The 26398-nt window shown below is 72.5% G+C and carries 19 protein-coding genes, 5 pseudogenes and 1 riboswitch; of the genes and pseudogenes, 14 read left to right on the forward strand and 10 right to left on the reverse strand.

The features are described from left to right. Nucleotides 1–8 precede the first annotated feature (8 nt). Nucleotides 9–1001, forward strand: coding sequence for a cytochrome d ubiquinol oxidase subunit II (gene cydB, locus Prum_RS44355; RefSeq protein WP_173085116.1), 993 nt, complete (start codon nucleotides 9–11; stop codon nucleotides 999–1001). A 3-nt stretch (nucleotides 1002–1004) separates the two neighbouring features. Here the strand turns inward: cydB and Prum_RS44360 are convergent, their stop codons facing one another. The 3 genes from Prum_RS44360 to Prum_RS44370 form a co-directional block, all read right to left on the reverse strand. Continuing rightward, nucleotides 1005–1724: a hypothetical protein gene (locus tag Prum_RS44360; protein WP_173085118.1), complete on the reverse strand. Its 720-nt coding sequence runs from the start codon at nucleotides 1722–1724 to the stop codon at nucleotides 1005–1007. A 484-nt stretch (nucleotides 1725–2208) separates the two neighbouring features. Beyond that, entirely contained in the window at nucleotides 2209–3087 is an 879-nt protein-coding gene (locus Prum_RS44365) for a phytanoyl-CoA dioxygenase family protein (RefSeq protein ID WP_246278750.1), read from the reverse strand. A gap of 213 nt (nucleotides 3088–3300) precedes the next feature. Further along, a complete protein-coding gene (locus tag Prum_RS44370; protein WP_173085120.1) occupies nucleotides 3301–6045 on the reverse strand; it encodes an Hsp70 family protein in 2745 nt (914 codons plus the stop codon). Between the two features lie 620 nt (nucleotides 6046–6665). On the opposite strand from Prum_RS44370, the pseudogene Prum_RS44375 reads away from it, so the two are divergent. From Prum_RS44375 to Prum_RS55575, 6 genes and pseudogenes are all read left to right on the forward strand, one after another. After that, a pseudogene (locus Prum_RS44375) lies at nucleotides 6666–7343 on the forward strand (IucA/IucC family protein); the annotation flags it as partial. Nucleotides 7344–7435: 92 nt separating this feature from the next. Continuing rightward, nucleotides 7436–7702, forward strand: coding sequence for an IucA/IucC family C-terminal-domain containing protein (locus tag Prum_RS54230; protein ID WP_281369170.1), 267 nt, complete (start codon nucleotides 7436–7438; stop codon nucleotides 7700–7702). 400 nt (nucleotides 7703–8102) lie between these two features. Further along, a pseudogene (locus tag Prum_RS44380) lies at nucleotides 8103–9317 on the forward strand (IucA/IucC family protein); the annotation flags it as partial. Next, nucleotides 9307–9492: pseudogene (locus Prum_RS54235) on the forward strand (type III PLP-dependent enzyme); the annotation flags it as partial. The pseudogenes Prum_RS44380 and Prum_RS54235, both read left to right, overlap by 11 nt. A gap of 2 nt (nucleotides 9493–9494) precedes the next feature. Further along, nucleotides 9495–10433, forward strand: a complete 939-nt coding sequence (locus tag Prum_RS54240) for a type III PLP-dependent enzyme domain-containing protein (RefSeq protein WP_281369160.1) — start codon at nucleotides 9495–9497, stop codon at nucleotides 10431–10433. Between the two features lie 166 nt (nucleotides 10434–10599). Beyond that, on the forward strand, nucleotides 10600–11541 hold the full coding sequence (locus Prum_RS55575; protein ID WP_371871438.1) for a proprotein convertase P-domain-containing protein: 942 nt from the start codon (nucleotides 10600–10602) through the stop codon (nucleotides 11539–11541). Between the two features lie 74 nt (nucleotides 11542–11615). Here Prum_RS55575 and def read toward each other — a convergent pair whose 3' ends face one another. Then, complete coding sequence (gene def, locus Prum_RS44395) at nucleotides 11616–12113, reverse strand: peptide deformylase (protein ID WP_173085124.1); 498 nt, start codon at nucleotides 12111–12113, stop codon at nucleotides 11616–11618. A gap of 23 nt (nucleotides 12114–12136) precedes the next feature. After that, nucleotides 12137–13350 (reverse strand): annotated as a pseudogene (locus Prum_RS44400) (chorismate-binding protein). 123 nt (nucleotides 13351–13473) lie between these two features. Between Prum_RS44400 and Prum_RS44405 the strand changes: the two are divergent. Both Prum_RS44405 and Prum_RS44410 read left to right on the forward strand, forming a co-directional pair. After that, nucleotides 13474–13674, forward strand: coding sequence for a DUF5999 family protein (locus tag Prum_RS44405; RefSeq protein WP_173086470.1), 201 nt, complete (start codon nucleotides 13474–13476; stop codon nucleotides 13672–13674). Nucleotides 13675–14158: 484 nt separating this feature from the next. Then, nucleotides 14159–15436 carry a hypothetical protein gene (locus Prum_RS44410; protein WP_173085126.1) on the forward strand — a complete coding sequence of 426 codons (1278 nt, stop codon included), beginning with the start codon at nucleotides 14159–14161 and terminating at the stop codon, nucleotides 15434–15436. A gap of 67 nt (nucleotides 15437–15503) precedes the next feature. Here the strand turns inward: Prum_RS44410 and gcvP are convergent. Continuing rightward, nucleotides 15504–18247: pseudogene (gcvP, locus tag Prum_RS44415) on the reverse strand (aminomethyl-transferring glycine dehydrogenase). 71 nt (nucleotides 18248–18318) lie between these two features. Continuing rightward, nucleotides 18319–18405, reverse strand: a riboswitch (glycine riboswitch). 64 nt (nucleotides 18406–18469) lie between these two features. Between gcvP and mgrA the strand changes: the two are divergent. The 5 genes from mgrA to Prum_RS44440 all read left to right on the forward strand — a co-directional run bounded on the left by mgrA (nucleotide 18470) and on the right by Prum_RS44440 (nucleotide 23932). Beyond that, complete coding sequence (mgrA, locus tag Prum_RS44420) at nucleotides 18470–19462, forward strand: L-glyceraldehyde 3-phosphate reductase (protein ID WP_173085128.1); 993 nt, start codon at nucleotides 18470–18472, stop codon at nucleotides 19460–19462. A gap of 157 nt (nucleotides 19463–19619) precedes the next feature. After that, on the forward strand, nucleotides 19620–20315 hold the full coding sequence (locus Prum_RS44425) for a nucleotidyl cyclase domain-containing protein (protein WP_173085130.1): 696 nt from the start codon (nucleotides 19620–19622) through the stop codon (nucleotides 20313–20315). Beyond that, the gene (locus tag Prum_RS44430) at nucleotides 20312–22072 is read left to right on the forward strand and encodes an AbeC-like domain-containing protein (protein ID WP_173085132.1); all 1761 of its coding nucleotides are present in this window, start codon (nucleotides 20312–20314) and stop codon (nucleotides 22070–22072) included. Before Prum_RS44425 ends, Prum_RS44430 begins: the two co-directional genes overlap by 4 nt. Before the next feature lie 289 nt (nucleotides 22073–22361). Beyond that, complete coding sequence (locus Prum_RS44435) at nucleotides 22362–23417, forward strand: helix-turn-helix transcriptional regulator (protein ID WP_173085134.1); 1056 nt, start codon at nucleotides 22362–22364, stop codon at nucleotides 23415–23417. Further along, complete coding sequence (locus tag Prum_RS44440) at nucleotides 23414–23932, forward strand: hypothetical protein (protein WP_173085136.1); 519 nt, start codon at nucleotides 23414–23416, stop codon at nucleotides 23930–23932. Before Prum_RS44435 ends, Prum_RS44440 begins: the two co-directional genes overlap by 4 nt. Before the next feature lies 1 nt (nucleotide 23933). Here Prum_RS44440 and Prum_RS44445 read toward each other — a convergent pair whose 3' ends face one another. From Prum_RS44445 to odhI, 4 genes are all read right to left on the reverse strand, one after another. Further along, complete coding sequence (locus Prum_RS44445) at nucleotides 23934–24506, reverse strand: MerR family transcriptional regulator (protein ID WP_173085137.1); 573 nt, start codon at nucleotides 24504–24506, stop codon at nucleotides 23934–23936. A gap of 83 nt (nucleotides 24507–24589) precedes the next feature. After that, nucleotides 24590–25054: a bifunctional nuclease family protein gene (locus tag Prum_RS44450; RefSeq protein WP_173085139.1), complete on the reverse strand. Its 465-nt coding sequence runs from the start codon at nucleotides 25052–25054 to the stop codon at nucleotides 24590–24592. Nucleotides 25055–25165: 111 nt separating this feature from the next. Continuing rightward, nucleotides 25166–25810, reverse strand: a complete 645-nt coding sequence (ftsR, locus tag Prum_RS44455) for a transcriptional regulator FtsR (protein ID WP_173085141.1) — start codon at nucleotides 25808–25810, stop codon at nucleotides 25166–25168. Between the two features lie 54 nt (nucleotides 25811–25864). After that, nucleotides 25865–26308 carry an oxoglutarate dehydrogenase inhibitor Odhl gene (gene odhI / locus Prum_RS44460; protein WP_173085143.1) on the reverse strand — a complete coding sequence of 148 codons (444 nt, stop codon included), beginning with the start codon at nucleotides 26306–26308 and terminating at the stop codon, nucleotides 25865–25867. Between the last annotated feature and the right edge of the window lie 90 nt (nucleotides 26309–26398).

Genomic DNA, 26398 nt, shown 5'->3' on the forward strand with positions numbered 1-26398 from the left:
GGATCCCGATGGAACTCACCACCGTCTGGTTCGTCCTCATCGCCGTCCTGTTCACCGGCTACTTCATCCTCGAAGGCTTCGACTTCGGCGTCGGCATCCTGCTGCCCGCACTCGGCCGCGACGACCGCGAACGCCGCGTCCTGATCAACACCATCGGCCCCGTCTGGGACGGCAACGAAGTCTGGCTCATCACCGCCGGCGGCGCCATGTTCGCCGCCTTCCCCGAGTGGTACGCCACCCTCTTCTCCGGCTTCTACCTGCCGCTGCTACTCATCCTCATCGCCCTCATCCTGCGCGGCGTCGCCTTCGAGTACCGCGGCAAACGCCCCGACCCCACCTGGAAAGCCCGCTGGGACAAGGCCATCGTCGTCGGCTCCGCCGCCCCCGCCATCCTGTGGGGCATCGCCTTCGCCAACATCACCCGCGGCGTACCCCTGGACACCAACCACGACTACACCGGCGGCCTGCTCGACCTGCTGCACCCCTACGCCCTGCTCGGGGGACTGGTGACGCTCACCCTCTTCGTCACCCACGGCGCCGTCTTCCTCGCCCTCAAGACCACCGGCGACGTCCGCACCCGCGCCAACACCCTCGCCGGCCGCGCCGGCCTGCTCGCGCTCCTCGCGCTGGCGGCCTTCCTCGTCTGGACGCTCACCATCCGCACCTCACCCGCCGCCGTGGCCCTGGCCGCCGTCGCGGCACTCGCGCTCATCGGTGGTCTTGCCGCCAATCGGGTACGCCGAGAGGGGTGGGCCTTCCTCGGCACGGCCACCGCCATCGGGCTGACGGTGGCCACCCTCTTCGCGGCGCTGTTCCCCGACGTCCTCCCGTCGACCCTCGGCAGCGGCGGGCTCACCGTCGACAACGCCGCCTCGTCCCCGTACACCCTGAAGATCATGACCTGGGTGGCGGTCGTGTTCACCCCGCTCGTGCTGCTCTACCAGGGCTGGACGTACTGGGTCTTCCGCAAGCGCATCGGCGTGCGGGACATCCCCGACTAGGCGCTAACCGACGTCGCGCAGCTCGGCCAGCCGGGCCTCGATCTCGGCCAGCTCCGCCCGCAACTTCTGCGCCTGCTGCTCCGCCTCGGCCCGCTCCACCGACATGATCTGCTCCACCGCCTCCTGCACGCCCGGCACGTCCACCAGCGCCACCATCTTCAACGCCTCCACCGGCTTGATCACGTACGGCTTCGCGAGCGTCTTGGCACCCTGCGTCGCACCCACCGTCCACTCACCCTCGGTGTACGCCAACGTCACCGTCAGCCCCGCCGGCGCCTTCGGCTTGGCCGCCTTCGCCGCCACCTTCCGGGCCGGCCGGTCCACCACAGCCTCCGCAGCAGCCTCCACCGTGGTCACTTTCGCCTCCTCGCGCGGCGCCGGCACCGGCGTCCTCGTAATCTTGAATTCGGGGGCCGGCGGCTCCTCGACCTTCTCCACGGCCTTCGCCGCAGCGGCCTTGCTCGCGGCCGCCTTGGCACCGCGCGGCGGGATGGACAGATCGGCGGGGGAGAAGGGCAACTCGTCCCGCCCGAACCGCACCACCACCCACTCCTCGGACAGCGCCGGGTCGGTCAGCTCGATGACCTGGCCCACCTGCCCGGCGATCTGACCGGCCGCCTCGGTAAACATCACCTTCGGCTTCCGACCCGCCGCGAGCGTGTCCCGGATCGCCTGCAACTCCTCGGTGGACAGTCCTCGAACGGCGGTGCGCGCGGCGGCCATCACAACCCTCTTCCGTACACGTGTTTGATTACAGCTTCCTACCAGCCCCGTACGACAACGTCCACCGACACGCCCCACGTTTCCCACCCCGGGCGCCAAGAGCCGCCCGGTCCCCGCGGTGATCATGAAGTTAGCGCGGGAGGAAGCGCTCTCTCGGACGCCAACTTCATGATCACCGCGGCCCGGCGTCGATCAAGGGCGAACGGTCGTGGTTCGATCTCCGATCCGCGACCGTTTGCCCTTGATCGACGCGGAAGCCCTTGATCGGCGAGCGCGCGGGGACGGGACCGGGGGCCGACATCGCCCCTCTCGCGCGATAACGGCCACTCTCGTGACTGTTCGATAATGCACATTATGTCAAGCTGAAGAGCCGGGACCCCCGCCCCACCGATCAAGGACCCCCACGCGGATCAAGGGCAAACGGTCGCGGATCGGAGATCGAACCGCGACCGTTTGCCCTTGATCGACGGAAAAGCAGGAAGAGCTACGGGATCAGCGGCGGGTGCGCCGGGTTTAGCTCGCCGGCGTCCTTCAGCGCGCCGTACAGCGGCACGTCGCTCGGGTAGTGACCCCACGCGTGGTCGCCGTCCCCGTCGTGCAGGCCGACGAGCTGGCGCTGCACCGGGGTCAGGCCCGGAATGTCGTCGCTGAGCGCCTCGCGGGTACGCACCCACCGGTACGTGTAGCCGAAGAACACGCCCTTGCGGGTGACCGTCGAGTAGTTGTTCGACCGGGCGTGCCAGATCCGGCGGTCGAAGAACACCGCGTCACCGGCGTTGGCCGTGACCTCGATCGCACCGTCCGGGTTGGGCCACTCCACGTCACGCCGCGGCGGGCCGGCGATCCAGTTGGTCTTGTGGCTGCCCGGCACCACCTGGAAGTTGCCCCGGCCGGTCTCCGACACGTCGGACAGCCAGTACGCGATCTTCACGGACATCCGCGGGCGCGGGTCCGACTCGAGCTCACGGTTCTGGCGGCCGCCGTCCTGGTGCCACTCGAAGCGGAACGGCTTCTTCTCCGGCAGCGGCGGGTGCACGTCCAGGTGCGAGTGGTACACGTGTACGTTCCAGCCCAGCATCGACCACACCAGGCCGAACGCCTTCGGGTGGTTCAGCAGCGGCGCCAGCTCGTGGCAGCTCTCCACGGCGCTCAGCTTGTGCAGCGAGCCGTCGGCGGCGAGCTTGCCGGCCTCCTGGTGCTCCGCGTACACCCGGTCAACGGCGGCGGCGTAGTGCGCCACCTCCTCCGCGTCGAGTACGCCGGGAACGACGATGAAACCATCCCGCTCGAAGGCTTCGCGTTGCTCGTCTGTCATGGCGGTGCCCGGGCTGGTGGTCCGGGCCGAGACGGGGGTGGTTGTCACGAACGGGTCCTCTCCTGTGGTCGGACTGTCTTCTGCACGTACGACGAGCCGGCCCCGCCGCAGTGTTGCTCTGCGTGCCCATGAATTTCCTGTGAAAGTGATCCAATGGGCCCCGGACCTGACGGAGGGTGTCAGGTGCAACGTTCCGGAAGAGTACTCGCATTACGCAAACGTGATCACCCCACACCCAGGCGATCACGAACAGTGATCGGACTACTTCAGGCTGGCGATCTTCAGCACCAGGATCTTGCGGTCCTTGGTGACCACCGCCATGAGGTCTCCCCCGAGCACCATCTGCTCCGGCGGGTCGGCGCCGACGTTGACGCCCTTCGTCGCCTTGCCACCCACGTCCGCGACGAACACCTGCCAGGCCACGTCCGAGTTGACCAGCCCGGCGCTCTGCACACCCAACCGTCCGCCCTGGACCGCCTCCACCGTCGAGCCGTCCGGCAGCTGCTCCCCCTGCGTGCCGTCCAGCTTCAGGATGCGCGGCTCACTGACCGGGCCGAACGTCGCCCGGCCGAACACCATGCCGGCCGCCCCCACGTACCAGTTCTCGTCGTCGGACCACTCCACGCCGACCTTCCAGGCTTCCTTGCCGGTGGCCGTGTTCACCGCGATGGTCCGGCTCTGGTCGTCGGCGTCGACGGCAGCGCACACCAGGTTCTGCCCGCACGGCTTGACCCGCTCCACCGTCTGCCCCGACGGCAGCGGCAGCGTCCACGCCCGCCCGAACCCCGGCAGCTTGTACGCCGCCAGCACGTCCCTGCCCCGCGACACCTCGTCGTTCTGCACGCCGATCACCAGCCCGGCGTACACGGTCCAGGTCTCGTCCTGCAGCGGCAGCGTCCCGCTCGACTTCGCCTTGCCTGTGGCCGCGTCCACCACGGCCCCCTTGCCCTCGTCGGCACTCAGCTCGACGACGGTGTCGGTCTTGGCGGTGAACGCGTCGCTGAACGCACCCTCCAACGCCGGGACCGTGCCGCCCTTCTCCCCCACCCACTGCTGGACCGGCTCGATCCGGTGCGCGTCCAGCACCATCACCTCGTCGCCACCGGACCGCCGCCACTTCTCCTTGCCGGTGCGCAGGTCCACCCGCAGCACCGCGTGCGACGAATGTGAGTCCTGCAGCTCCACGATCGCGTCCGTGCCCAGGTACGCCACGTCGACGCGGTTCTCCCACACCTTCTTCCACAGCTGCTTGCCGTCGCCGGCCGCCAGCACCGCCCGGGCGTTGTCGCCGCCGTCGGTGGCCGAGTCCTCGCCGTCCAGCACCACCACGTCGCCGACCACGGTCAGCCGGATCCCGGTCGGCTCCATGGCCACCTTCTTGCGCCACTTCGGCTCGCCACCCCCGCCCGGCAGCGCCACCACCTCGGTCGAGTTCGTGCTCGCGACCGCGTAGTAGGCGGTGTCACCGCCCACCCCGACGCCCACCGCACCGGTGCCCGCCGCCGGCACCGTGTGCACGGTGGTCAGCTCGCCGTCCCCACCGGTGTCGCCGGCGTCGCCGTTCCCGAGGGTCAGGCCGCTGCCCAGGCCGTCCTTGGCGTCGTCGATCGTGCGCTGCAGCCACTTCGTGCCCTGCGTGACCGTCGCGACCAGGCAGCCCACCAGCGCGAACACCACCGTGGCCAGCACGGCCCGGCGTACCGGCCGGCGGCGCTTGGCCTTGCGGACCGGCGGCGCCGGCACGGGCTGCTGCGGCCCCATGTGCGGAGGCGGTGGTGGCGGCGGGACCACCGGTCCCGGCCCGGACACCGAGCCCACCGGAAATTGCGCAGACACCGGGTACGGCGCTTGCGGCGCCCCGAAAGGTCCGGAGACCGGGTACGGCGCCGCGGGCGACCCCATCGGCGGTGCCTGCACCGGGCCGCCCAAAGCCGGTGCCATCGCGTGCACCAGCGCGCCGTAGGCCACCGGCAGCTCCGGCTGCTCCGGCACGGACGGCGCGACGCCCAGCCGGGCGTGCAGGCGGCTGGCCACCAGCGGCATCCGGCTTGACCCGCCGACCAGCAGCAGCCCGGCCAGCATCGCCGGCTCGACCCCCGCCCGCTGCAGCACCCGCCGCGTCTCGTCGACCGCCCGCGCGACGAGCGAACCCGCGACGCGTTCCACCTCGTCGCGGGTCAGGTGCATCGGCTCGGGCCGGCCGGGCACGTGCACCGGCGCGCTGCTGGCCCGGGACAGCATCTCCTTCGCCGCCCGCACCTCGGCCCAGAACGCCGCCCGCTCGCGGCGCTGCTCGCCGTCCAGGGGGCGGTCCAGCCGCTGCCACAGGTACGGGTCGCGCACGCCCACCAGCTGGCCCAGGTGGGCGACGAGCGCGTTGTCCACGTCGAGCCCGCCCAGGTCGTCCAGGCCGCCGGTGGCCAGCACCCGCAGCCCGGCCGGCTCCCGGCGTACGACGGCCACGTCGAAGGTGCCGCCGCCGAAGTCGAACACGCCCAGGCACCCGCCCGGAGGGACCTGCTGGCCGAGCACCTGCATGCAGTACGTCGCGGCGGCGATCGGCTCGTCGAGCAGGCGCACCTGGCCCAGGCCGGCCTGCCAGGCGGCCGCGCGCAGCACGTTGCGGCGCGGCTGGCCCCAGTCGGCCGGGCAGGTCAGCACCGTCGCGCCCTGCGGGGACACGCCCGCCGTACGGGCCTCGTCGGCGACCCGGCGCAGGCCGGCCGCGAGCAGCTGCTCCACGGGCACCTCGTGCTCGCCGAGCAGCACCGTCCCTTCGTCCACCCGGCGCTTGGGGTGCGGGTCGTACCGTTCCGGCTCGGCGGCGCCGAGGCGCTGGCCGTCGCGTCCGGTGTGGATGGTGCCAGCCGCGTCGACGAACACGCCGGACGACAGCAGCGGCGTGCCGTCGAAGAGCAGCGTGCGCGGCTCCTGTCCGCCACGGCGGACCACTGCCACCGTGTGCGTGGTGCCCAGGTCCACCGCGAGGCGTACCGGCTCGTCCATTGCGTGCCCCTCCCCCTGCAACCGCCGGAGCCTACTGGTCGTCCGGTGCGCCGTGCGAGGGTGGGCCGTGCTGTTCAAAGCGTTGGTCTACCTCATGTTGGCCTTTGTCCTGATCGGTGCCGTGGGCATCTGGCTGCGCCGCAGGCGTGGCCGGTAGCACACTCCCTAAGGCGTCCTAGGATGCTAGGGTAGGCGTCGTGCACGCTCCCGACCCGGCCGAGACCCTTGCCACGCTGCGCCGCGTACGGCCGGACCTGGTCGACCCGTACCAGCGTGCGCTGCCCGGGGCGCGGGCCGCGGTCCTGGGCCGGCTGTGGGTGGCGTACGCCCGCGAGCCGCTGCCCGGCGTCCAGGGGCGTGCGGAGCGGGACGGCACGCTCACCGTGCACCTGGCCGGCGGGGCCACGCTGACCGGCCCGGCGCACGCCGCCGAGCCGTACGCACCGGCACCGGACGGGCTGCGGGTCGGCGGGCACGACGACCCGGGCACCCTGGCGCGGGCGCTCGGCCATGCGGGGCTCGCCGTCGAGCTGGACAACAGCGTCGCCAACCTGGCGCTGGCCCGCGCCGCCCACCGGCCCACCACGAACGGGAGCCTGACGGCCGTCGAGCAGTCCGTCGTGGACGGCCACCCGCTGCACCCGTGCTGCCGCACCCGGCTGGGCATGTCCACGGTGGACGTGCTGCGGTACGCCCCCGAGCACCGGCCGGTCGTCGGCCTGCACCTGGTGCGGGTGCCCGCGGACCGCTGGTACGGCGACGGCCCTGCCCTGCTGGTCGTGCACCCGTGGCAGCGCGATCACCTGCTCGACGCGTACCCGTGGATCGTGCCCGTGGGCCGGCAGCCGGCGCGGCCGCTGATGTCGCTGCGGACCCTGGCCGTGCCCGGCGGGGCCTGGCACCTGAAGACGGCGGTGGACGTGCAGATGACGTCCGCGGTGCGGACCGTGTCGCCGGCCGCGGTGCGCAACGGGCCGGCGGTGTCCGCGTTCCTGGCCGGCCTGGCCGTGCCGGGGCTGGAGATCCTGCGCGAGGACCGGGCCGGCGCGGTCCTCGTCGACGGGGAGCCGTCCCGCAGCCTGGCGTACGTGCGCCGGCGGGCCCCCCGCCTCGCCCCCGGTGAGGTCGCCGTCCCCTTCGCGGCCCTGCCCGGCCTGCCCCGCCCGGCCGACCCGGTGGGCTTCTTCGCCGAGATGGTGCGCGCGTTCCTGCCGCCGCTGCAGGCGATGCTGCGCCTCGGCGTCGCGCTGGAGGCGCACGGCCAGAACGCCCTGCTGGTGCTGCGCGACGGCCGCCCCACCCGGCTGGTCTACCGGGACCTGGGCGGCGTGCGGATCAGCCCGGCCCGGCTGCGCGCGCACGGCGTCGACCCCCGCCCCTGCACGGGGACCTGGCCACCGACGACCCGGACGCGCTACGCAGCAAGCTCGCCGCGGCCGCCGTCAGCGGCACGCTCGCCGAGCAGGTCGCCTCCTTCGCCCGGCGGTATTCGATCACTCCGGCGGTACTGTGGAGGCTCGTGGCGGAGCACGCGGACCGCGCGCTCCGCGCCAGCCCTCTCCCCATCAAGGCGACCACGGCGATGCGACTGGCCAGCGACCCGCTCACCGACGTGTGGGCGTCCCTCCCCAACCCCATGGCAGGCATGCGTGACTGACCTGAGCACCTGCGCCCTCGGCGCGGGGACGGTCCGCGACGCGGCCGGGCACGTCGAGTCCCACCTCGCCGTGCGCGCGCCCGAACTCCTCGACCCGTTCCGCGCCGCGCTCCCGCACGCCGCGGCCTCCGTCGGGCGCCGGCTGCTCGGCGCGCTCTGGCGGGAGGACATCGGCGATACCCGGGTACGCCACGCCGGCCGCGGCCGGGCGCACGCGTTCGACCGGGTGGAGTTCGCCGCGGTGCCGGCCGCCGACCCGGTCGACCTGCTGCCGGTGGCGAGCTGGCCGCTCACCGTCGAGCTGACCAACGCGGTGGTCAACCTCGCCATCGCGTACGCCCGCACCGCCGCCGCGCCGCCGCCCGGCCCCGGAGACGACGCGCAGGCTGTCGCGCTGGAGCGGCTCGCCGTCGACGGGCACAACCTGCACCCGTGCGGGCGCACCCGGCTCGGCTGGGACGTCGACGACGTGCTCGCCCACGACCTGGAGGCCGGCGCCACCCGGGTCGGCTTCGTCGCCGTCCGCGAAGACCTGCACACCGGTGACGACGTCGGCGCCGCGCTCGCCGCCGCGTACCCGGACCTGCCCGCGCCGCCGCCCGGCTTCCTGCTGCAGCCGGTGCACGCCTGGCAGCGCGACGCCGTGCTCCCCCGCCGCTACGCCGACCTGATGCGTGCCGGGGCGCTGCGGGTGCTCGACGCGAGCCTGCCGGCCGTGCCCACCGCCGCGCTGCGCACCCTGCTGCTCCCGCCGGGCACGGACGGCCGCGCCCGCTACCTCAAGCTGTCCCTGGACATCCAGGTCACCTCCACCCGGCGCACCATCTCGGTCGCCTCCACCCGCAACGGGCCGGCGCTGTCCGCCGTACTCGATCGGCTGTTGTCCGGCGACGAGCGGGTGCTGCTGCTGGCCGAGACCGCCGGCGCGGCGCTGCCGTTCGGCGGCGGGCGCGACGCGTCCGCGATCCTGCGCGACGGCATCGACGGCCGGCTCACCGCCGCCGAGCGCGTCGTGCCCGGCAGCGCGCTGCCGCTGCTCGTGGGCGAGCTCGTCAAGGAGTACGGCGGCGGCCCGCTGGACTTCCTGGCCGGGTACGCCCGGCTGGTGCTGCCCCCGCTGCTGCGCCTGGCCACCCGCTACGGCGTGGCCATGGAGGCGCACCTGCAGAACTGCCTGCCCACGTTCGTCGGCGGCACCCCGCACCGGCTCGTGCTGCGCGACCTGGCCGGGCTGCGCGTGCACCGGCCCCGGCTGGCCGCCGCCGGCGTGCGCCTGGACCTGTGGCCCGGCTCGGTCGTCGGCACCGACGACCTGGACACCATGCGGGCCAAGCTGGGCTACACGGCGCTCCAGGCGCACCTCGGCGAGCTGGTGCTGGCGCTCGCCGCGTCCTTCGGCGTGGACGAGGCGGCCGCCTGGCGGGTGATCCGCGAGGTCGTCGACGAGGCGTACGAGCCGCTGCGCGCCGACCCGGCCACCGCGGCGGCCGCGGACGCCGACCACGCCGCGTTCACCGCCCCGTACGTGCCGCACAAGGCCCTGGTCCGGATGCGGCTGGCCGGCGAGGGCGACGTCTACCTGCCGGTCCGCAACCCGCTGCACGATGCTGCCTGACAACGTTGTAGCGGCGCTGGCCGGGGCCGACCGCCCGGTGTGCGCCTATGTGTACGACCGTGCGGTCCTGCGCGCTCGCGCCCGCGCCGTCCGCGCCGCGCTGCCACCGGGGTCGTCCCTGCTCTACGCGGTCAAGGCCAACGGACACCCCGACGTCGTGGCCACCCTCGCCGCCGAGTGCGACGGCCTGGAGGTGGCCTCGGGCGGCGAGCTGGCCCTGGCCGCCTCGGCGTCGTTGGTGGCCTTCGGGGCCCGGCCAAGACCGACGACGAGCTGCGGATTGCGGCGGCGATGGGCGCGCTCATCCACGTGGAGAGCGTGCTGGAGCTGCGCCGGCTGGCCCTGCTGGGCACGCCGGTCCGGGTCGCGCTGCGGGTCAACCGCGCCGGCGGCGGGCTGCCCGGCACGCACCAGATGGCGGGCGTGGCCACGCCGTTCGGGATCGACGAGACCGAGCTGCCGGCGGCGGTCGCGCTCGCCGCGACGCTGCCCACCGTGCGGCTGGTCGGCTTCCACCTGCACGCCGTCTCCAACAACCTGGACTCGGCGGCGCACGCGGCGTTCGTGGACGGCGCGGTCCGCTGGTCGGTGGCCACCGCCGCCCGCCTCGGCGTCCCGCTGTCGTACGTCAACGTGGGCGGCGGCTTCGGGGTGGACTACGTGGGAAACCGCGTGTTCGAGCTGCCGCTGCGCGCCCGGCCGGCCCCCGCCGGCGTCCAACTCGTCTTCGAGCTCGGCCGCTACCTGGCCGCCGGCGCCGGCTGGTACGCCGCCGAGGTACTCGACCTCAAGCGGGTGCACGGCCGGTGGTTCGCGGTGCTGCGCGGCGGCACCCACCACTTCCGGCTGCCGGCCGCGTGGGGCTACAGCCACCCGTTCACCGTGCTGCCCGTCTCCTCCTGGGCGTACCCTTTTCCTCGCCCCACGGTCGAAGGCGTCGAGGTGGACGCCGCCGGTGAGCTGTGCACCCCCCGGGACGTGCTCACCCGCGGGCAGCGGGTGGACCGGCTGCGGGTCGGCGACGTGCTGGTCTTCGGCGCCGCCGGCGCGTACGGCTGGGACATCTCGCACCACGAGTTCCTGCGGCACCCGCATCCACAAACGTTGGTGCTATAACCATTCAGGTATCACCATATATTTGAATATGCGCCGCTAGCGTACACGCATGCGCACCCGATCTTTGGCGGCCCTCGCCGCCGTCGCCCTCGCCCTCGCCGGCGGCCTGGTGGTGGCGGTCGCCTCCCCCGCGACCGCGGCCACCGTCTCCAAGCCGCTGCGCACCATGATCGCCGACCTGCCGGTGGCCACCGAGGTCCGCACCGGCTACGACCGGGACCTGTTCCCGCACTGGATCGACGCCGACTCCGACAGCTGCAACACCCGGTACGAGGTGCTCATCGCCGAAGCCGTCACCGCCCCCTCGGTCGGCTCCGGCTGCGCGCTGACCGGCGGCCGCTGGTACTCCTACTACGACGGCGCCTACTGGACCCTGCCCGCCGACCTGGACGTCGACCACTTCGTCCCGCTCGCCGAGGCGTGGGACTCCGGCGCCCGCAACTGGACCACCGCGCAGCGGCAGTCGTTCGCCAACGACCTGGGCGACGGGCGCAGCCTCGCCGCGGTCACCGACAACGTCAACCAGTCCAAGAGCGACCAGGACCCGGCCGAGTGGATGCCGCCGCTGAGCAGCGTGCACTGCCGGTACGTCGGCGAGTGGGCGGCGGTGAAGACCCGCTGGGGCCTGAGCGTCGACTCCACCGAGAAGAGCGCGCTCACCTCCTACGCGGCGTCCTGCACCAACGTGACCATCACCGTGGACACGGTGCTGGGCGGGTCCACCCCGACGACGGCTCCCACGACCACGCCGCCGTCTGGCACCTGCACCGCCACGAACGGCACCGACGTCACCATCCCGGACGCGGGGTCGGCGGTGAGCAGCTCGGTCACCATCTCCGGCTGCGCCCGCGCCGCCTCGTCCACGTCCACCGTGTACGTCAACATCGTGCACACCTACCGCGGTGACCTGGTCGTCACCCTGGCCGCCCCGGACGGCTCCACGTACACCCTGAAGAGCTCCAGCAGCTCCGACAGCACCGCGAACGTCAACACCACGTACACCGTGAACCTGTCCAGCGAGACGGCCAACGGCACCTGGTCGCTGCGCGCCCAGGACGTCTACTCCGAAGACACCGGCTACCTCAACACCTGGACCCTCACGGTCTAGCCCTCTTTTTGTGATCAAGGCGTCCCTCACGTCGTCATGGCGACGTGAGGGACGCCTTGATCATGGAGGGGGTCTCAGCGGCGGGCCCACGCCGCGGCGCGGATGTCGCGCAGCGCCTGGCGCCGCGTGTCGCCCTTCAGGGTGTCGATGTAGAGCTTGCCGTCCAGGTGATCCGTCTCGTGCTGCAGCGCCCGGGCCAGGAAGCCGCTGCCGCTCACCGTCAGCGGCGCGCCGTACTGGTCGAAGCCGTGGACCGTGGCGTACATGGCGCGCGGCGTCGGGAAGTACAGCTCCGGGATGGACAGGCAGCCCTCGTCGCCGCCCTGCAGTTCCTCGGACACCTCGAGCGTCGGGTTGACCACGTGGCCGACCTCGCCGTCCGCGTCGTACACGAACACCCGCGCGCCGACGCCGATCTGCGGCGCCGCCACGCCGGCCCGGCCGGGCGCGCCGAGCAGGGTGTCCATGAGGTCGCTGACCAGCGCGTGCAGCTCGGCGTCGAAGCTGGTGACCGGTTCGGCCGGCGAACGCAACACCGCGTCGCCGAGCAGCCGGATGGGCCGCATCGTCATGGCCGAAAGGCTAGCCGCTTTGCCTACCCGATCCCCAGGGCGGCGCGCAGCGGGGCGGCCTTCGCGGCGGCCTCGGCCACCTCCGCGTCCGGGTCGCTACCCCACGTGATACCGCCGCCGGCCCACACGTGTACGCGGTCCGCGTCCACCGCGGCGGTGCGGATGGTCAGGCCCAGGTCGATCCGGTCCGGGCCGACCCAGCCCAGCCCGCCCATGCTCGCACCCCGGCCGACCGGCTCCAGCGCGGCGATCCGCTCCAGCGCGGACAGCTTCGGCGCGCCGGTCACCGACCCGCCCGGGCACACCGCCCGCAGCAGGTCGGCCAGCCCCAGCCCGTCGGCCGGTACGGCGGAGACCACCGACTCGGCCTGCCACAGGTCGCACCAGCGGCGGATCGCGTACAGCTCGTCGACGCGTACCGAACCGGTGCGGGCCACCCGGGCCAGGTCGTTGCGCTCCAGGTCCACGATCATGACGTGCTCGGCGCGTTCCTTCGGCGAGGCGAGCAGCTCCCGCCGCCCGGTCGCGGTCGCCGGCCGGGTGCCCTTGATCGGCCGGGTGGTGACCCGCCCGCCGGCCACCTCGACCAGCGTCTCCGGGGAGGCGCAGCCGATCGCCCAGCCGGCGCCGGTCAGCACCCCGCGTACCGGGCCCCGGGCAGCCCGGCCAGCCGGTGCAGGGCCGGCAGCGGGTCACCCAGGTACGCCGCCGACCCGTGCCCGACAACGTTGACCTGGTAGACGTCGCCGCGCCCGATCGCCTCCCGCACCTGCCGCACCGCCTCGGCGTGCTGCGCCGGCGTCCAGCTCGGCTCCCACCGGCCCGGCCGCCACGGCGTCGTGCCCGCCTTCCCGGCCGGCGCCTCGGGGACGGGCCGGTCCGCCGCCTCGTACACGACCGCGACCAGGTCCGGTACGGCCGGCGCGGGGCTCGGCCGCCCGACCGGGGCACCCGCGACCCGGGCCCCGGCCGCCGCCGAGACGAACACAGCCGCCCCACAGACCTCACCCACCGCGGGCGTGACCGACTTGTCGCCGATCCGACCCAGGTCCCGCACCGGCAGTCCGTGTGTGACGAGGAACTCTTGGAGAAGATAGAAGGGATCGCCGCCGCCGTCGATCCACCATTCGAGACGAGAACGCTCCCTCAACGCGCGGTAACGGGAAGGAAGCGCACCGCTGACAACGTTGGACCGAGTTGGGAGCGTTCCCAGTACGTCCGGTTCGAAGTGCCTCATCCGAAGGGTGGATTCTCCCGTGTCAGTGCCATTACTTGTTCGAAATAGTGTCGTTCTGCTTGGTAGCGTGCGTCACTGGTCATGTGAACCGTGACACAGCACCCCCACCGTCCGGAGAACCCGATGTGTCCGCACCAACCGTGTTGCCCGTCCGCTGAAGCCACCGACCGGGAAGCCGCCCGCGTGGTGGCCTCCTTCTGCGAGCAGGGCTGGAGCCTGCTCTGCAACGGCGTCATCGTCTTTGAAGACACCGGCGAGCTCCTGCCCGACGGCAGCACCATCGCACCGCACCGCGGCCCGGCCCGACACGCCCTCGCCGCCTGACAGTAGGCACGCTCCATCTGAGTGAGCATGCCACCCGCCTGGCCCCCAACGTCCGCGGGCCGAGGCTCAGGACACCGCCGTCCCACCGCACCCACCGAAGGCCGTGGACCGCCGCGGAGCTCCCCCACGCACTTTGTCCGGCCCGCGCCGCGGCCCCAGGCGCCCACGCCGGTGGGGCGGGCCGCGCCCATAGGCTCGGCGCTGTACCGGCGGCCCACGCCTTGGGCGCGCGCCGCGCCGCCTCGCGTGTGCGCCGCGCGCCGATCAAGAAACGCGCGCCACGCGGCGCGCGCGTACGTCGATCAAGGACTTCCCCGCCGATCAAGGGCGAACGGCCGTGCTTTGATCTCCGAACCACGACCATATGCCCTTGATCGACGCGGAAGTCCTTGATCGACGCGGCGCGTGAGGCGCTGCGCCGCGCGGGGTGGCGCGCGTGAGGCGTTCAGGGGGCGTTCAGGGGGGTCGGAGGACGCTCGGCGCCATGGCCGAGAACATGCGAAGAAGCACCCGAAGCGTCCTGGTGGGCGCCGGGCTGGCCGTGCTGGTCGCGACCGGCGGCTGCGGCGACGGTGGGAAGCCGGGGCCAACCACCCCGGCCCGGCTGGACCCGGGCCCGACCTGCGTCAAGGCCGAGGACGGCGGCGCCTGCCTGCCGCTGGCCGACCCCGCCCGGCGGGTGGACCTGACCCGGCCGTCGTTCGGCACGCCGACGGCGGTCACCAACCCGCTCTTGCCGATCAGCACCCTGACCCAGGTCGTCCAGCTCGGGTCCGTCGAGGGCGCCCCGTTCCGGGCCGAGGTCACGCTGCTGCCCGGCACCAAGAGCATCGAGTGGAACGGCCAGCGCGTCGACACGGTCGTCTCCCAGTACGTCGCCTTCCACGACGGGCGGATCGCCGAGGTGGCCATCGACTGGTACGCCCAGGCCGACGACGGCGCGGTCTGGTATTTCGGCGAGGACGTGTTCAACTTCGAGGACGGCGTTGTCGCCGACACCCTGGGCACGTGGGTCGCCGGCAAGGACGGCCCGCCCGGGATGATCATGCCTGGTACGCCGCGGACCGGGGACGTCTACCGGCCGGAGAACGTGCCGGGCGTGGTCTTCGAGGAGGTCACGGTCAAAGCGACCGGCCAGCGCGTCACCGGACCCAGCGGCCCGCTGGCGGGCGCCATCGTCGGCACCGAGCTGCACATGGACGGGCTGCGCGAGGACAAGACGTTCGCCCCCGGGTACGGGGAGTTCACCACCGGCTCCGGCGCGGACGTCGAGTCGGTCGCGGTCGCGGTGCCCACCGACGCCCTGTCCGGCCCGGTCCCGGCCGCTCTGACAACGCTGTCGCAGGCGGCAGCTGACCCGGCGATGGCGCGCAGCGCGTGGGCCGCGTACCGGGCCACCGGCGTGCCGCCGCTGCTGCGGGAGCAGATGGACCGGGCCGTGGACGCCCTCGGCAAGGCCGAGGACGCCGACGAGCGGGAGCAGGCCGCCCTCGCCACCGCCCACGCCGCCCTGGACCTGCGCCTGCGCTACGAGCCGGCGACGGCGGTCGACCGTGAACGCTTCACCCTGTGGGTGCGCCAACTCGAACTGGACCGCGGCGAGCCCGGCGACGTGGCCGGCGATGTCGCCACGCTGCACCGCATCTGGGACCGCTACCGCCACACCGCCGACGCCGCGACGCAAACCCGCGTCTACGCGGCGCTCACCGCGGCCGAAGCCGGCGACCTATCGCCGATCTTGGAGTTGTCAGGTGCCAAATAGGGCATCCCGACCTGACAACTCCAAGATCGACGGACTAGAGAGATCGACGGGGCTCAGGCGTACGCGTCTACGGGGGACACGCGCAGACTAGGTTGCGGTCGCCGTAGGCGCCGTCGATGCGGCGCACGGGGGGCCAGTACTTGGCCCCCGGTCCACGCCATCCGGGTAGGCGGCCACGGACCTGGGGTACGGGTGGGGCCAGGCGTCGGCCGTGAGCATCGCGGCGGTGTGCGGGGCGTTGGCGAGGGGGTTGTCCGGGCCCCACTCGGCGACGGACGTGATCTCCGCGCGGATGGCGATCATCGCGGCGCAGAAGCGGTCCAGCTCGGCCAGGTCCTCCGACTCGGTCGGCTCGACCATCAGCGTGCCGGCCACCGGGAACGACATCGTCGGCGCGTGGAACCCGTAGTCGATCAGCCGCTTGGCCACGTCGTCGACCGTCACGCCGGTGGCCTTGGTCAGCGGCCGCAGGTCCAGGATGCACTCGTGGGCGACCAGGCCCTTGTTGCCGGCGTACAGCACCGGGTAGTGCTCGCGCAGCCGGGCCGCCACGTAGTTGGCCGCGAGCACCGCGACGCCGGTCGCCCGGGCCAGGCCGTCGGGGCCCATCATCCGCAGGTACGCCCACGGGATCGGCAGGATCCCCGCCGACCCGAACGGGGCGGCCGACACCGAGGTGGGCAGGTACGGGGCCAGGTGGGCGCGCACCGCGACCGGTCCCACCCCGGGCCCGCCACCGCCGTGCGGGATGCAGAACGTCTTGTGCAGGTTCAGGTGCGACACGTCGGCCCCGAACCGGCCCGGCTTGGCGAAGCCGACGAGCGCGTTGAGGTTGGCGCCGTCCACATAGACCTGACCGCCGGCGTCGTGCACCTTGGCGCACAGCGCGGCGATGCCGGTCTCGTACACGCCGTGGGTGGACGGGTACGTGACCATGACGGCGGCCAGCGCGTCACCCACCGAGGCGATCTTGCGGTCCAGGTCGACCAGGTCCACGTTGCCGTCGTTGTCACAGGCCACCACGACGACGCGCATGCCGGCCATGACCGCGCTGGCCGCGTTGGTGCCGTGCGCGCTGGACGGGATCAGGCACACGTCCCGGCCGCTGTCGCCGCGCCCGTGGTGGTACGTCCGGATCGCCAGCAGCCCGGCCAGCTCGCCCTGGGAGCCGGCGTTGGGCTGCACGCTGACCGCGTCGTACCCGGTGATCTCGGCAAGCCACGCCTCCAGCTGGCCGATCAGCGCGGTGTAGCCGGTGGTCTGGGCGGCCGGCGCGAACGGGTGCAGGTCGGCGAACTCCGGCCAGGTCACCGGCTCCATCTCGGTGGTGGCGTTGAGCTTCATCGTGCAGGAGCCCAGCGGGATCATGCCCCGGTCCAGCGCGAAGTCCTTGTCCGCGAGCCGCCGCAGGTAGCGCAGCATCGCCGTCTCGGAGTGGTGGCTGTGGAACACCGGGTGGGTGAGGAAGTCCGAGCCGCGGGGCAGCGGCACCGGCGAGGACACGGGCGCGACCGAGTCGACGCCGAACGACGACCACACCGCGGCGAGGTGCGCCGGCGTGGTCGTCTCGTCGCAGGAGATGCCGACCGCGTCGGCGGACACGAGCCGCAGGTTGACGCCTCGCGAGGCGGCCGCCGCGACAACGTCGGCGGCCCGCCCGGGCACCACCGCCGTCACCGTGTCGAAGAATGCGTCCGACGCCAGGGACACCCCGCCCGCGCGCAGGCCGGCTGCGAGCGTCGCGGCCCGGCCGGCGACCCGCCGGGCGATCGCGCGCAGCCCGTCCGGGCCGTGGTAGACGGCGTACATGCTGGCCATGACGGCGAGCAGCACCTGGGCGGTGCAGATGTTGCTGGTCGCCTTCTCCCGCCGGATGTGCTGCTCGCGGGTCTGCAGCGCCAGCCGGTACGCCGGCGCGCCGTCGGCGTCCTTGGACACCCCGACCAGGCGGCCGGGCAGCATCCGCTCCAGGCCCGCGCGGACCACCAGGTAGCCGGCGTGCGGCCCGCCGAAGCCCATGGGTACGCCGAACCGCTGGGTCGTGCCGGCGGCGATGTCGGCGCCGATCTCGCCGGGCGGCCGCAGCAGGGTCAGCGCGAGCAGATCCGCGGCGACGGTGACCAGCGCCCCCACCTCATGGGCGGCGGCAATCAGGCAGGCGTGGTCGCGCACCGCCCCCGAGGCGCCCGGGTACTGAAGATGCAGCCCGAAGAACTCGTCCGGCAAGGGCGAGAGGGCGAGGTCGATCACCTGTACGTCGATGCCCAGCGGCTCGGCGCGAGTGCGGATGACCGAAAGATTCTGCGGCAAGGCGTCGGCGTCCACGACGTACACGTTGCTGCTGCTCTTGGACGAGCGGCGGGCGAGGGTCATGGCCTCGGCCGCGGCGGTGGCCTCGTCCAGCATGGAGGCGTTCGCGGTGGTCAGGCCGGTGAGGTCGGCGACCATGGTCTGGAAGTTGAGCAGCGCCTCCAGGCGCCCCTGGCTGATCTCCGGCTGGTACGGCGTGTAGGCGGTGTACCAGGCCGGGTTCTCCAGCACGTTGCGGCGGATCACGGCGGGCGTGTGGGTGCCGTGGTAGCCGAGCCCGATCATGGAGACCGCGACCGTGTTGCCGGCGGCGAGGGCGCGCAGCTCGGCGAGGGCCTGCTCCTCGGTGGCGGCCGGCGGCAGGTCCAGCCCGTCCTGCCAGCGGATGACCTCGGGGATGGCGGCGTCCATCAGCTCGTCGAGCGAGCCGTACCCGATGGTCTCGAGCATGCGGCGCTGCTCGTCGGTGGAGGGCCCGATGTGGCGGCCGGCGAACGTCATGAGCGGCTCCTGGAGAAGGTCGACGAATCGGCCCTCCCCCTCTGTCGGACCCGTGGGTACTCCAGAGTCGCCTGCCCGCTGCGGTCCTTTTGCCTGAGAGGTTCCGGGGAGGATTTGCCCCTTCGGCGCCGTATGACGGTCTCTCCCGCGCGGGTGGTACCGGCAAGGTCAAACCTACCAGCGCCGGTGTTTCGCGCGCGTGACGCCCGCTACGGTGATCGCGTGACCTTCATTGCCGCGGACGACCGCTACGACTCGATGACCTACCGCCGTACCGGGCGCAGCGGGCTCAAGCTGCCCGCGATCTCGCTCGGGCTGTGGCACAACTTCGGCCACGGCCGGCCGCTGGACACCCAGCGGGCCATCCTGCGGCGCGCCTTCGACCTCGGCGTCACCCACTTCGACCTGGCCAACAACTACGGCCCGCCGTACGGGTCGGCGGAGGAGAACTTCGGGCGTGTCCTGGCCACCGACTTCGCCGCGTACCGGGACGAGATGATCATCTCGTCGAAGGCCGGCTACGACATGTGGCCCGGCCCGTACGGCGAATGGGGTTCGCGCAAGTACATGACCGCGTCGCTGGACCAGTCCCTGGGGCGGATGGGCCTGGAGTACGTGGACATCTTCTACAGCCACCGGCCCGACCCGCAGACCCCGATCGAGGAAACCATGGGCGCGCTGGACCGCGCGGTCCGCGCCGGCAAGGCCCTCTACGTCGGCATCTCGAACTACACCGCCGCGCAGACCCGGGCCGCCGCGGCGGTCCTGCGCGACCTGGGTACGCCGCTGCTGATCCACCAGCCGTCGTACTCGATGATCAACCGGTGGATCGAGCGGGACGACCTGCTCGGCGCGCTGGACGAGGCGGGCGCGGGCTGCATCGCGTTCAGCCCGCTGGCCCAGGGCCTGCTCACCGACCGCTACCTGCAGGGCGTACCGGCCGACTCGCGGGTGGCCACCAGCCGGTTCCTCAACGAGAGCGACCTGTCCGAGGCCACCATGACCAAGGTGCGCGGCCTCGCCGACGTCGCCGCCCGGCGCGGGCAGTCGCTGGCCCAGCTGGCGCTGGCCTGGGCGCTGCGGGACGCGCGGATGACCAGCCTGATCATCGGCGCCAGCAGCGTGGCCCAACTGGAGGCCAACGTCGCCGCGCTGGACAACGTCTCGTTCACCGACGAGGAGCTCGCCGAGATCGACAAATACGCCACCGAATGAGTCATTGCCCGGAATCACTGGGCCGTTAGCGGAATTCCGACAGCGCGACCGGATGAATTCCCCGCATTCAGCGGGGTATCCGGTCGCGTAATGCACTAGAAGTGTCGGTGTGACCGACCCCTCTCCCCCACACCGGCGTTTGTTGATCGCTATCGACATGGAGCGGTACAGCAACAAAGACAACCTTCATCAGTACGAGTCGCAGCAGGTCTACCGGCAGACCGTGCGGGAGGCCGCGGACGCGCTCGGCCTGGACCGCCTGAACTGGCTGACCCAGCAGGGCGGCGACGGCGAACTCGCCATCCTGCCGGCGGACGCGCCCGAAACCGCGGTCGTGGCGCGCCTCGCACCGGCCCTGGACCGCCTGCTGCGCCGCCACAACCGCGACCTGGAACCCCATGCCCGGGTCCGGCTGCGGGTCGCCATCCACAGCGGACTGGTCCATCTGGACGGTGCCAACGGGTACCCGGGCGACGCGGTCGTCACGGTGTGCCGCCTGGTGGACGCCGACCCGCTCAAGTCCGCGCTGGCCGCGTTTCCCGGCGCCGGCGCCGCCCTCATCGTGTCCGACCAGGTCTACCAGGACGTCGTCCGGCACGGCTACGACGGCATCCGCGTCGACCGCTTCCGGCGGGTTTCCGTACGCATGGCGGCTAAGCGTTTCGACGCGGTCGCCTGGATCACCGTCCCCGACGAGGACGTGACCGCATTGGCCGCGCCTTCTGCCCCGGCTGCCCCGGCTCCCCCAGTTCCCGGGGCCGGCACGGTCACGTTCACGGGTTCGACCTTCAACGGCCCGGTCGCCGCCGGCGACCACCCCACGGCGTGGATGTCCCCCGGGGAGGCCCGATGACCTTCGACGGACCGTCGCACGCGGCGCCGACCCTGCCCCGGCAGGCCGGCTCGGTGCCGTTCTTCACGCACCCGGCCCCGATGCCGGCGCCAGCCGTCCTCGGCGACACCACCCGATGGCTGTGCGCCGCCGCCTACCTCGACGACGACTACGCACACCACGTCATCACCGAGCTCACCGACGACGAGCAGCGGGCGGTGCCGCCATCGCGCGGCTTCGACATCGGTCCGGTCCTGGGACACGCGTTCCGGGCCCGCCGCCGCCTGCTGACCCGCGACTTCGTACTCGGCCTGATCCTGCTCGCCGGCGTCGTCCTCATGCCCGGCATCACGGCCGCGTGGTTGCTGTTCGCGTTCGGCCGGCGGCAGGCACGCGACCGTCGCCGCCCCGGCCGCATGGTCACCGCCCTCGCGGCGTACGCGGGAACGGCTGTGCTGCTCTGCTGCGGCTGGTACGCGACGCCGCTGCTCTTCCTCATGGAAATGTCGCTGTCGCTGACCGGCAGCCAGACCGGCGACGCGCTCGCCGCCTCCTCCTGGACCGGCATCCTGGTGCTGATCACCGTCCTGCCGGCGGTGTTCGCGCTGTTGACGCTCGGCACGCTGGTCACCTACCGGTACACCACCTACCAGACGCTCGCCAAAACCCTGGCCCCCGGCCAACCGGCCGTCCCGACCCCACCGCCCAACGAGCGGGTCGGCCGGCGGATGAGCTGGCTGGCCGGCGCGCAGGTGGGCAACGTGACGCTGCACTCCAAGAACCCGTTGCTCGGCACCGGAAACATCGTCAACGGCTGGTCGATGGCGCTGACCCTGCGCGAGCGCGCGTCCGGGTCGCGCGGCAACGGATCACACGCGCTGCCGTTCGATCCGCGCCGGATCTCGCCACAGGATTTGCAGGCCCTGATCCGGGACCGGGTGCTGGCGCTCAAGGATCCCGCCCTGCCCGAACGGCAGCGGGTGCCGGGCCTCTACCTGATGGACCAGGTCGTCGCCGACGGCGAACGCGCCCAGGGCGATCCCCTGCTCGACCCGCGGCTGCGCACTCCGCTGCAGTTCGCGTCGCCGGAAGCGATCGCGTCGATCATCGAGCACCCGCAGGGCGGCCTGCGGTACTTCCTGCACATCGTGATCGGCGTCGAAGGCCGCAACGTCTACGCCCCCTCCGGCGCGCTGGTCCTCCCGGAGCAGCAGCAGGAGATCATGGTCTCCGCGTTCGTGCACGTCGCGGTCGAGGGCGGCAAGCTGTACGCCGAGTTCCTCGGCTCCGTGCTGCCACCCGTCAGGCACGAGTTCCACCTGGTCGACAAGCTGCGGCCGGAGGCGCTGTCGCTGTTCGGCCGGGCGGCGTCGGAGTCGATGCGCGACTGGATCGACTCGATCGACGCACCCCGCCGGCTGTGGCGCGCGCTGCGGCAGATCCTCACCATCGGGTACCGGGCGGACGTGTCGACCCGCGCCGTCAAGGAGCTCCGGTCGTACGAGCACGGCGCCCGGCTCAGCGTCCGGGAACTCGCCGCCGAACCCGAACCCAGCACCTTCCTGCAGGAACTGGACGCCACGAAGTACATCAAGCTCGTCGACAAGACGGTCGCCGAGGCGATCATCGACTACCTGGACAGCAAGGGCGTCGACACCTCCGAGTACCGCACGCAGCTGACGTTCATCCAGAACCACAACGCCGTCTTCAACCAGAGCACCTTCAACGGCCCGGTCGCCGCCGGCGCCGGCGCCACGGCGACCCAGTCCGGCCGTTGAGGGGTCCCGGCGCCGCCGCGCGAGGCCGCGCGGCCTCGCGCGGCGGCGCCGGTGCGGCCGATCAAGGACTAGGCCGCCGATCAAGGGCAAACGGTCGTGGATCGGAGATCAAAGCGCGACCCTTCGCCCTTGATCGACGCACATTCCCTTGATCGGCGCTGCGCGGTGCGGCGGCGGCGCACGAGCGGCGCGGGTTGCGGGATTCCGCAAAGCGGAGGGCACGAGTCGGTAACGGGCGTGGCTGGGTTTGCCGCGTGCTGCTTCCATGGGCAGCACGGGGGAGGTGTCGATGTCTCGATCCCAGGACGCCCTGGTCACGGGCGCGCCGGTGACGACGCTGGTGCCGTACGGGCTCTCGCCCGACGCGGACCTCGTCTATCGCACCCTGGTCACGTTCGGCGCGGCCACCGGCCCGGACCTGGAACGCGGCCTGGGCATGCCGTACCGGCGGATCCGGGCCGGCCTGGACGAGCTCGCCGCGACCGGCGCGGTCACCTCGCGCCCGACGGCCCGGTGGCGGGACATCGTCTGGACACCGCGGCCGCCCGACGAGGTGGTCGCGGCTCAGCGCCGGGCCCGGCTCCGGCTGGTGCGATCGGGGAGGCAGGAGGCGCGCGAGCCGCTACCGCTCGGCGATGACCTGCGGCACCTGCCGAGCCGGGCCGCGGCCCGGGACCGCCTCACGCAGCTTGTCGCCGTGGTGCGCCACGAGCACCTGGCGATGAACACCGAGGAGGACTTCGACACCGAGTCCGCCCGATCCGCCGCGCCGCTGGACCGCAAGCTGGTCGCCCGCGGGGTACGCGTCCGGGTGCTCGGTGTGCATCCGGCCGAACGCGCCTGGATCGGCGGCCCCTGGCGGCAACCGGACGGGAACCGGCCGGATTACCGGGAGGCGCCGGTCGTACCCATGAAGCTCATCGTCGTGGACCGGGCGGTGGCCCTGTTCCCGGTCGCCCCCGACGACTTCGACCGCGGGTACCTCGAGGTGGCCCAGCCGCCGGTCGTGTCCGCGCTCGTCACCCTCTTCGAACGGCACTGGGATGCCGCCCGGCCGCCGCAGGAGCACGCCTTGCCCGACTTCGCGTTGGACCCCCGCGAACGCGCCCTCGTCGACCTGCTGGCCCAGGGGCACACCGACGCCACCGCCGCCGACGAGCTGCGCATCAGCGCCCGCTCGGTCTCCTACATCCTGCGCGGCCTGATGGACCGCCTGGGCGTGGAGAACCGCTTCCAGCTCGGCCTGGCGCTCGGCGCGATGAAGGCGGCCGAGGTGCCAGAGGAGCCCCAAAAGCCGGTGCCACCACCAGAGGAGCCGCGCGAGCCAGAGGAGCACACCCCATGATGAAGATCGCCGCCGCCCTGGCCGCGCTGCTGCTGACCGTGAGCGCCGCGCCCGCGCAGGCCGCCGTCCAGGACGCCTGGACGCCCACCGTCACGTGCGCGAGCGGGCAGTTCACCGGCGTATGGACCGGCGAGGACGAGTTCGGCCTCCCGGCCACCTGGGTCTCCGGCGAGATCCAGCCGTGCGAGCCGCCCGCCCCGGGCGACCAGTTCGGCGTCATCTACTACGTCGAGGACCCCAAGATCGGCATCCTCGGGTACGTGCACCTGGCCCGGCTACGCCCGTACGGGCCGACCCAACCGTCGACGTTCGCCGGCACCGTCGACAAGTCGGTGGGCCCGCTGCTGCGCATCTGCCTCGCGTACGACGACGGCGCCCTGCTGGCCTGCATGAAGCCGGTGCTCGGGCCCGGCGTCCACAACGAGCAACCGCCGATCGAGGTGCTCGCCAAGGCGCCGGTCGTCCAGGTGGTGCGCGGCTACGGCACCGACCCGTCCTGCGCGACCTGCGTGTAGCTCAGCCGGCGCGGCGGCGCGCGCGTCGGGCCGCGAGCTCGTCGCCCGGCTCCTCCTCGCCCACGGCCGCGGGCGCGGCGCCGTCCGTGGCGGCGGCCGGTGCCGCCGGCTCGGCCGGCAGGTTGACCAGGGAACCCTGGATCTCCTTGAACGCGCCGCCGATCGCGATGCCGAACACGCCCTGCCCGCCCTGCAGCAGGTCGACGACCTCCTCCGGCGAACGGCACTCGTACACCGTCGTGCCGTCCGAGATCAGCGTGATCCCGGCCAGGTCCTCGACGCCCCGCGAACGCAGCGTCTCGATCGCCTTGCGGATGTTCTGCAGCGACACGCCCGCGTCCAGCAGCCGCTTGACGACCTTCAGCACCACCAGGTCGCGGAACGAGTACAGGCGCTGCGTCCCCGAACCGGACGCGTCCCGGATGCTCGGTACGACCAGCGCCGTACGAGCCCAATAGTCGAGCTGCCGGTAGCTGATCCCCACGGCGTGGGTCGCGGTCACGCCGCGATATCCGACGGTGTCAAGGTCCGACAAGCCGTCGACAGCCGGATGGTCAGAGGGACCCTCATGCATGTGGCAACCTCCCAACGGCGCCAACCCTATAGCGCATGCGGAGGGTTCCCGGGGACGCATTGGCGCGACACGCCGCCCGCGGGCTACCCCGCGAAATCCTCCGGGCGCACCTGCTCCAGGAACTCCCGGAACTTTTCCACCTCGTCCTCCTGCTCGTCCGGAATGACGATCCCGGCCTCGGTGAGCACTTGGTCGGCGCAGCGGATCGGCGCGCCCACCCGCAGCGCCAGCGCGATCGAGTCGCTCGGCCGGGCCGACACCCGCAGGCCGTCACCGATGAGCAGGTCGGCGTAGAACACGTTCTCCTTCAGCTCGGTGATCTCCACCGCGCGCAACGGCGCCTTCAACGCCGCCAGGATGTCCCGCAACAGGTCATGTGTCAGTGGCCGCGCCGGTTTGACGCCCTGCTGCTCGTACGCGATCGCGGTGGCTTCGACCGCGCCGATCCAGATCGGCAGGTAACGGTCGCCCTCGACCTCCCTGAGCAGCACGATCGGCTGGTTGCTGGGCAGCTCCACCCGCACCCCGACCACGCTCAGCTCGCGCACCGCCGCCTCCGTGTGGTTGTGTCTTTCCCCGCCCTCATCGTCACGGTACACGGACCGCCGGACGGCAGCACGTACCCGCTGGCGGCGCCGACGGGTACCCGTCAATACCCGTCAACGGCCCAGCGCGTCCCGCAGGCCGATGCGTACCAGCGCGGCGTGCAACTGCTGCGACAGCCGCACCAGTTCGCGCGCCGTGTCCGCGGCGCGGGCCCCTGCCGCGGGGTCGTTCTGCCGCGCCAGCGGGGCCACCAGCTGGGCGAAAAGGCCGGCCTCCCGGTCCGCCGACGTCCGGTACGCGCGCAGGTGCCGCGGCTCCAGCCCGAAGCTCGCCAGCCCCGCCACCGCCTCGGCCACGGCGAGCCCGTCCGCGTCGTACCGGCCCGCGGTCGGCGCGATCAGGCCGAGCCGCTCCACCTCCGCCAGCAGCTCGCCGGCGATGCCGGAGCGCGCGACGAGCTCGTCGCGCGAAAGCCGGACGTCCGCAGGGTCGGCAACGGCCGGCCCCACCGCCGCCAGCGTGGGCGCGACCTCCCGCGACGCCAACTGCTCGCGGATCACCCGCAGCGGCATGTAGTGGTCCCGCTGCGCGGTCAGCACGAACCGCAGCCGGGCCAGGTCGTCCCAGCTGTACTTGCGGTAGCCGGCCGGCGTGCGCCGGGGCTCCACCAGCCCTTCGGCCTCCAGGAACCGCAGCTTGGAGATGGTCGTGTCGGGAAACTCCGGACGCAGTCGTTCGAGCACCTCGCCGATGCTCATCAACGCCGGAGCGGGCGCGGCCCCCGAAGCCCCGGCCGGCTCAGCCGACACGCGTTATCGCAGCCCCTCCGGGCGCGGACCCGCGATGAACACCAGCCGGAACTTGCCGATCTGGACCTCGTCGCCGTTGCTGAGGGTCGCCGCCTCGACCCGCTCGCGGTTGACGTACGTGCCGTTGAGGCTGCCCACATCGCGCACGGTGAACGTGCCGCCGTCCCGGTGGAACTCGGCGTGCCGCCGGGACACCGTCACGTCGTCGAGGAAGATGTCGCTGTCCGGGTGCCGACCGCTGGTGGTCACGTCATGGTCGAGCAGGAAGCGCGCGCCCGCGTTCGGGCCGCGCCGCACGACGAGCAGCGCCATGCCGGGCGGCAGGGAGCCGGACATCCGGCTCGGCACCACATCCGCGTCGGGACCCTCGAGGACCTCGTCGAGCGAACCGAGGTTCAGCGTGGACGTGACGTCGAGTGGGGGAAACTCGTCGTCTGGGCGAGTCATTTGACCACCTCACGCAATCTATTCGGGCAGCGCTGAACAACACGAGACATCGCTCGACTGGGCGAGCCTAGCCAGCACTGAAATACAGGG

The sequence above is a fragment of the Phytohabitans rumicis genome, assembly GCF_011764445.1.
In the GTDB taxonomy this organism is placed as follows: Bacteria; Actinomycetota; Actinomycetes; order Mycobacteriales; family Micromonosporaceae; genus Phytohabitans; species Phytohabitans rumicis.

Coding starts and splice junctions, on each gene's coding strand:
- Prum_RS44370 (WP_173085120.1), bottom strand. CDS start 6,045: ATGGACGAGCCGGTACGCCTCGCGGTGGACCTGGGCACCACGCACACG.
- Prum_RS44360 (WP_173085118.1), bottom strand. CDS start 1,724: ATGGCCGCCGCGCGCACCGCCGTTCGAGGACTGTCCACCGAGGAGTTG.
- Prum_RS44405 (WP_173086470.1), top strand. CDS start 13,474: ATGTGTCCGCACCAACCGTGTTGCCCGTCCGCTGAAGCCACCGACCGG.
- ftsR (WP_173085141.1), bottom strand. CDS start 25,810: ATGAGCATCGGCGAGGTGCTCGAACGACTGCGTCCGGAGTTTCCCGAC.
- Prum_RS44410 (WP_173085126.1), top strand. CDS start 14,159: ATGGCCGAGAACATGCGAAGAAGCACCCGAAGCGTCCTGGTGGGCGCC.
- odhI (WP_173085143.1), bottom strand. CDS start 26,308: ATGACTCGCCCAGACGACGAGTTTCCCCCACTCGACGTCACGTCCACG.
- Prum_RS44435 (WP_173085134.1), top strand. CDS start 22,362: ATGTCTCGATCCCAGGACGCCCTGGTCACGGGCGCGCCGGTGACGACG.
- Prum_RS44445 (WP_173085137.1), bottom strand. CDS start 24,506: ATGCATGAGGGTCCCTCTGACCATCCGGCTGTCGACGGCTTGTCGGAC.
- cydB (WP_173085116.1), top strand. CDS start 9: ATGGAACTCACCACCGTCTGGTTCGTCCTCATCGCCGTCCTGTTCACC.
- Prum_RS44430 (WP_173085132.1), top strand. CDS start 20,312: ATGACCTTCGACGGACCGTCGCACGCGGCGCCGACCCTGCCCCGGCAG.
- Prum_RS44440 (WP_173085136.1), top strand. CDS start 23,414: ATGATGAAGATCGCCGCCGCCCTGGCCGCGCTGCTGCTGACCGTGAGC.
- Prum_RS55575 (WP_371871438.1), top strand. CDS start 10,600: ATGATCGCCGACCTGCCGGTGGCCACCGAGGTCCGCACCGGCTACGAC.
- def (WP_173085124.1), bottom strand. CDS start 12,113: ATGACGATGCGGCCCATCCGGCTGCTCGGCGACGCGGTGTTGCGTTCG.
- Prum_RS44425 (WP_173085130.1), top strand. CDS start 19,620: ATGGAGCGGTACAGCAACAAAGACAACCTTCATCAGTACGAGTCGCAG.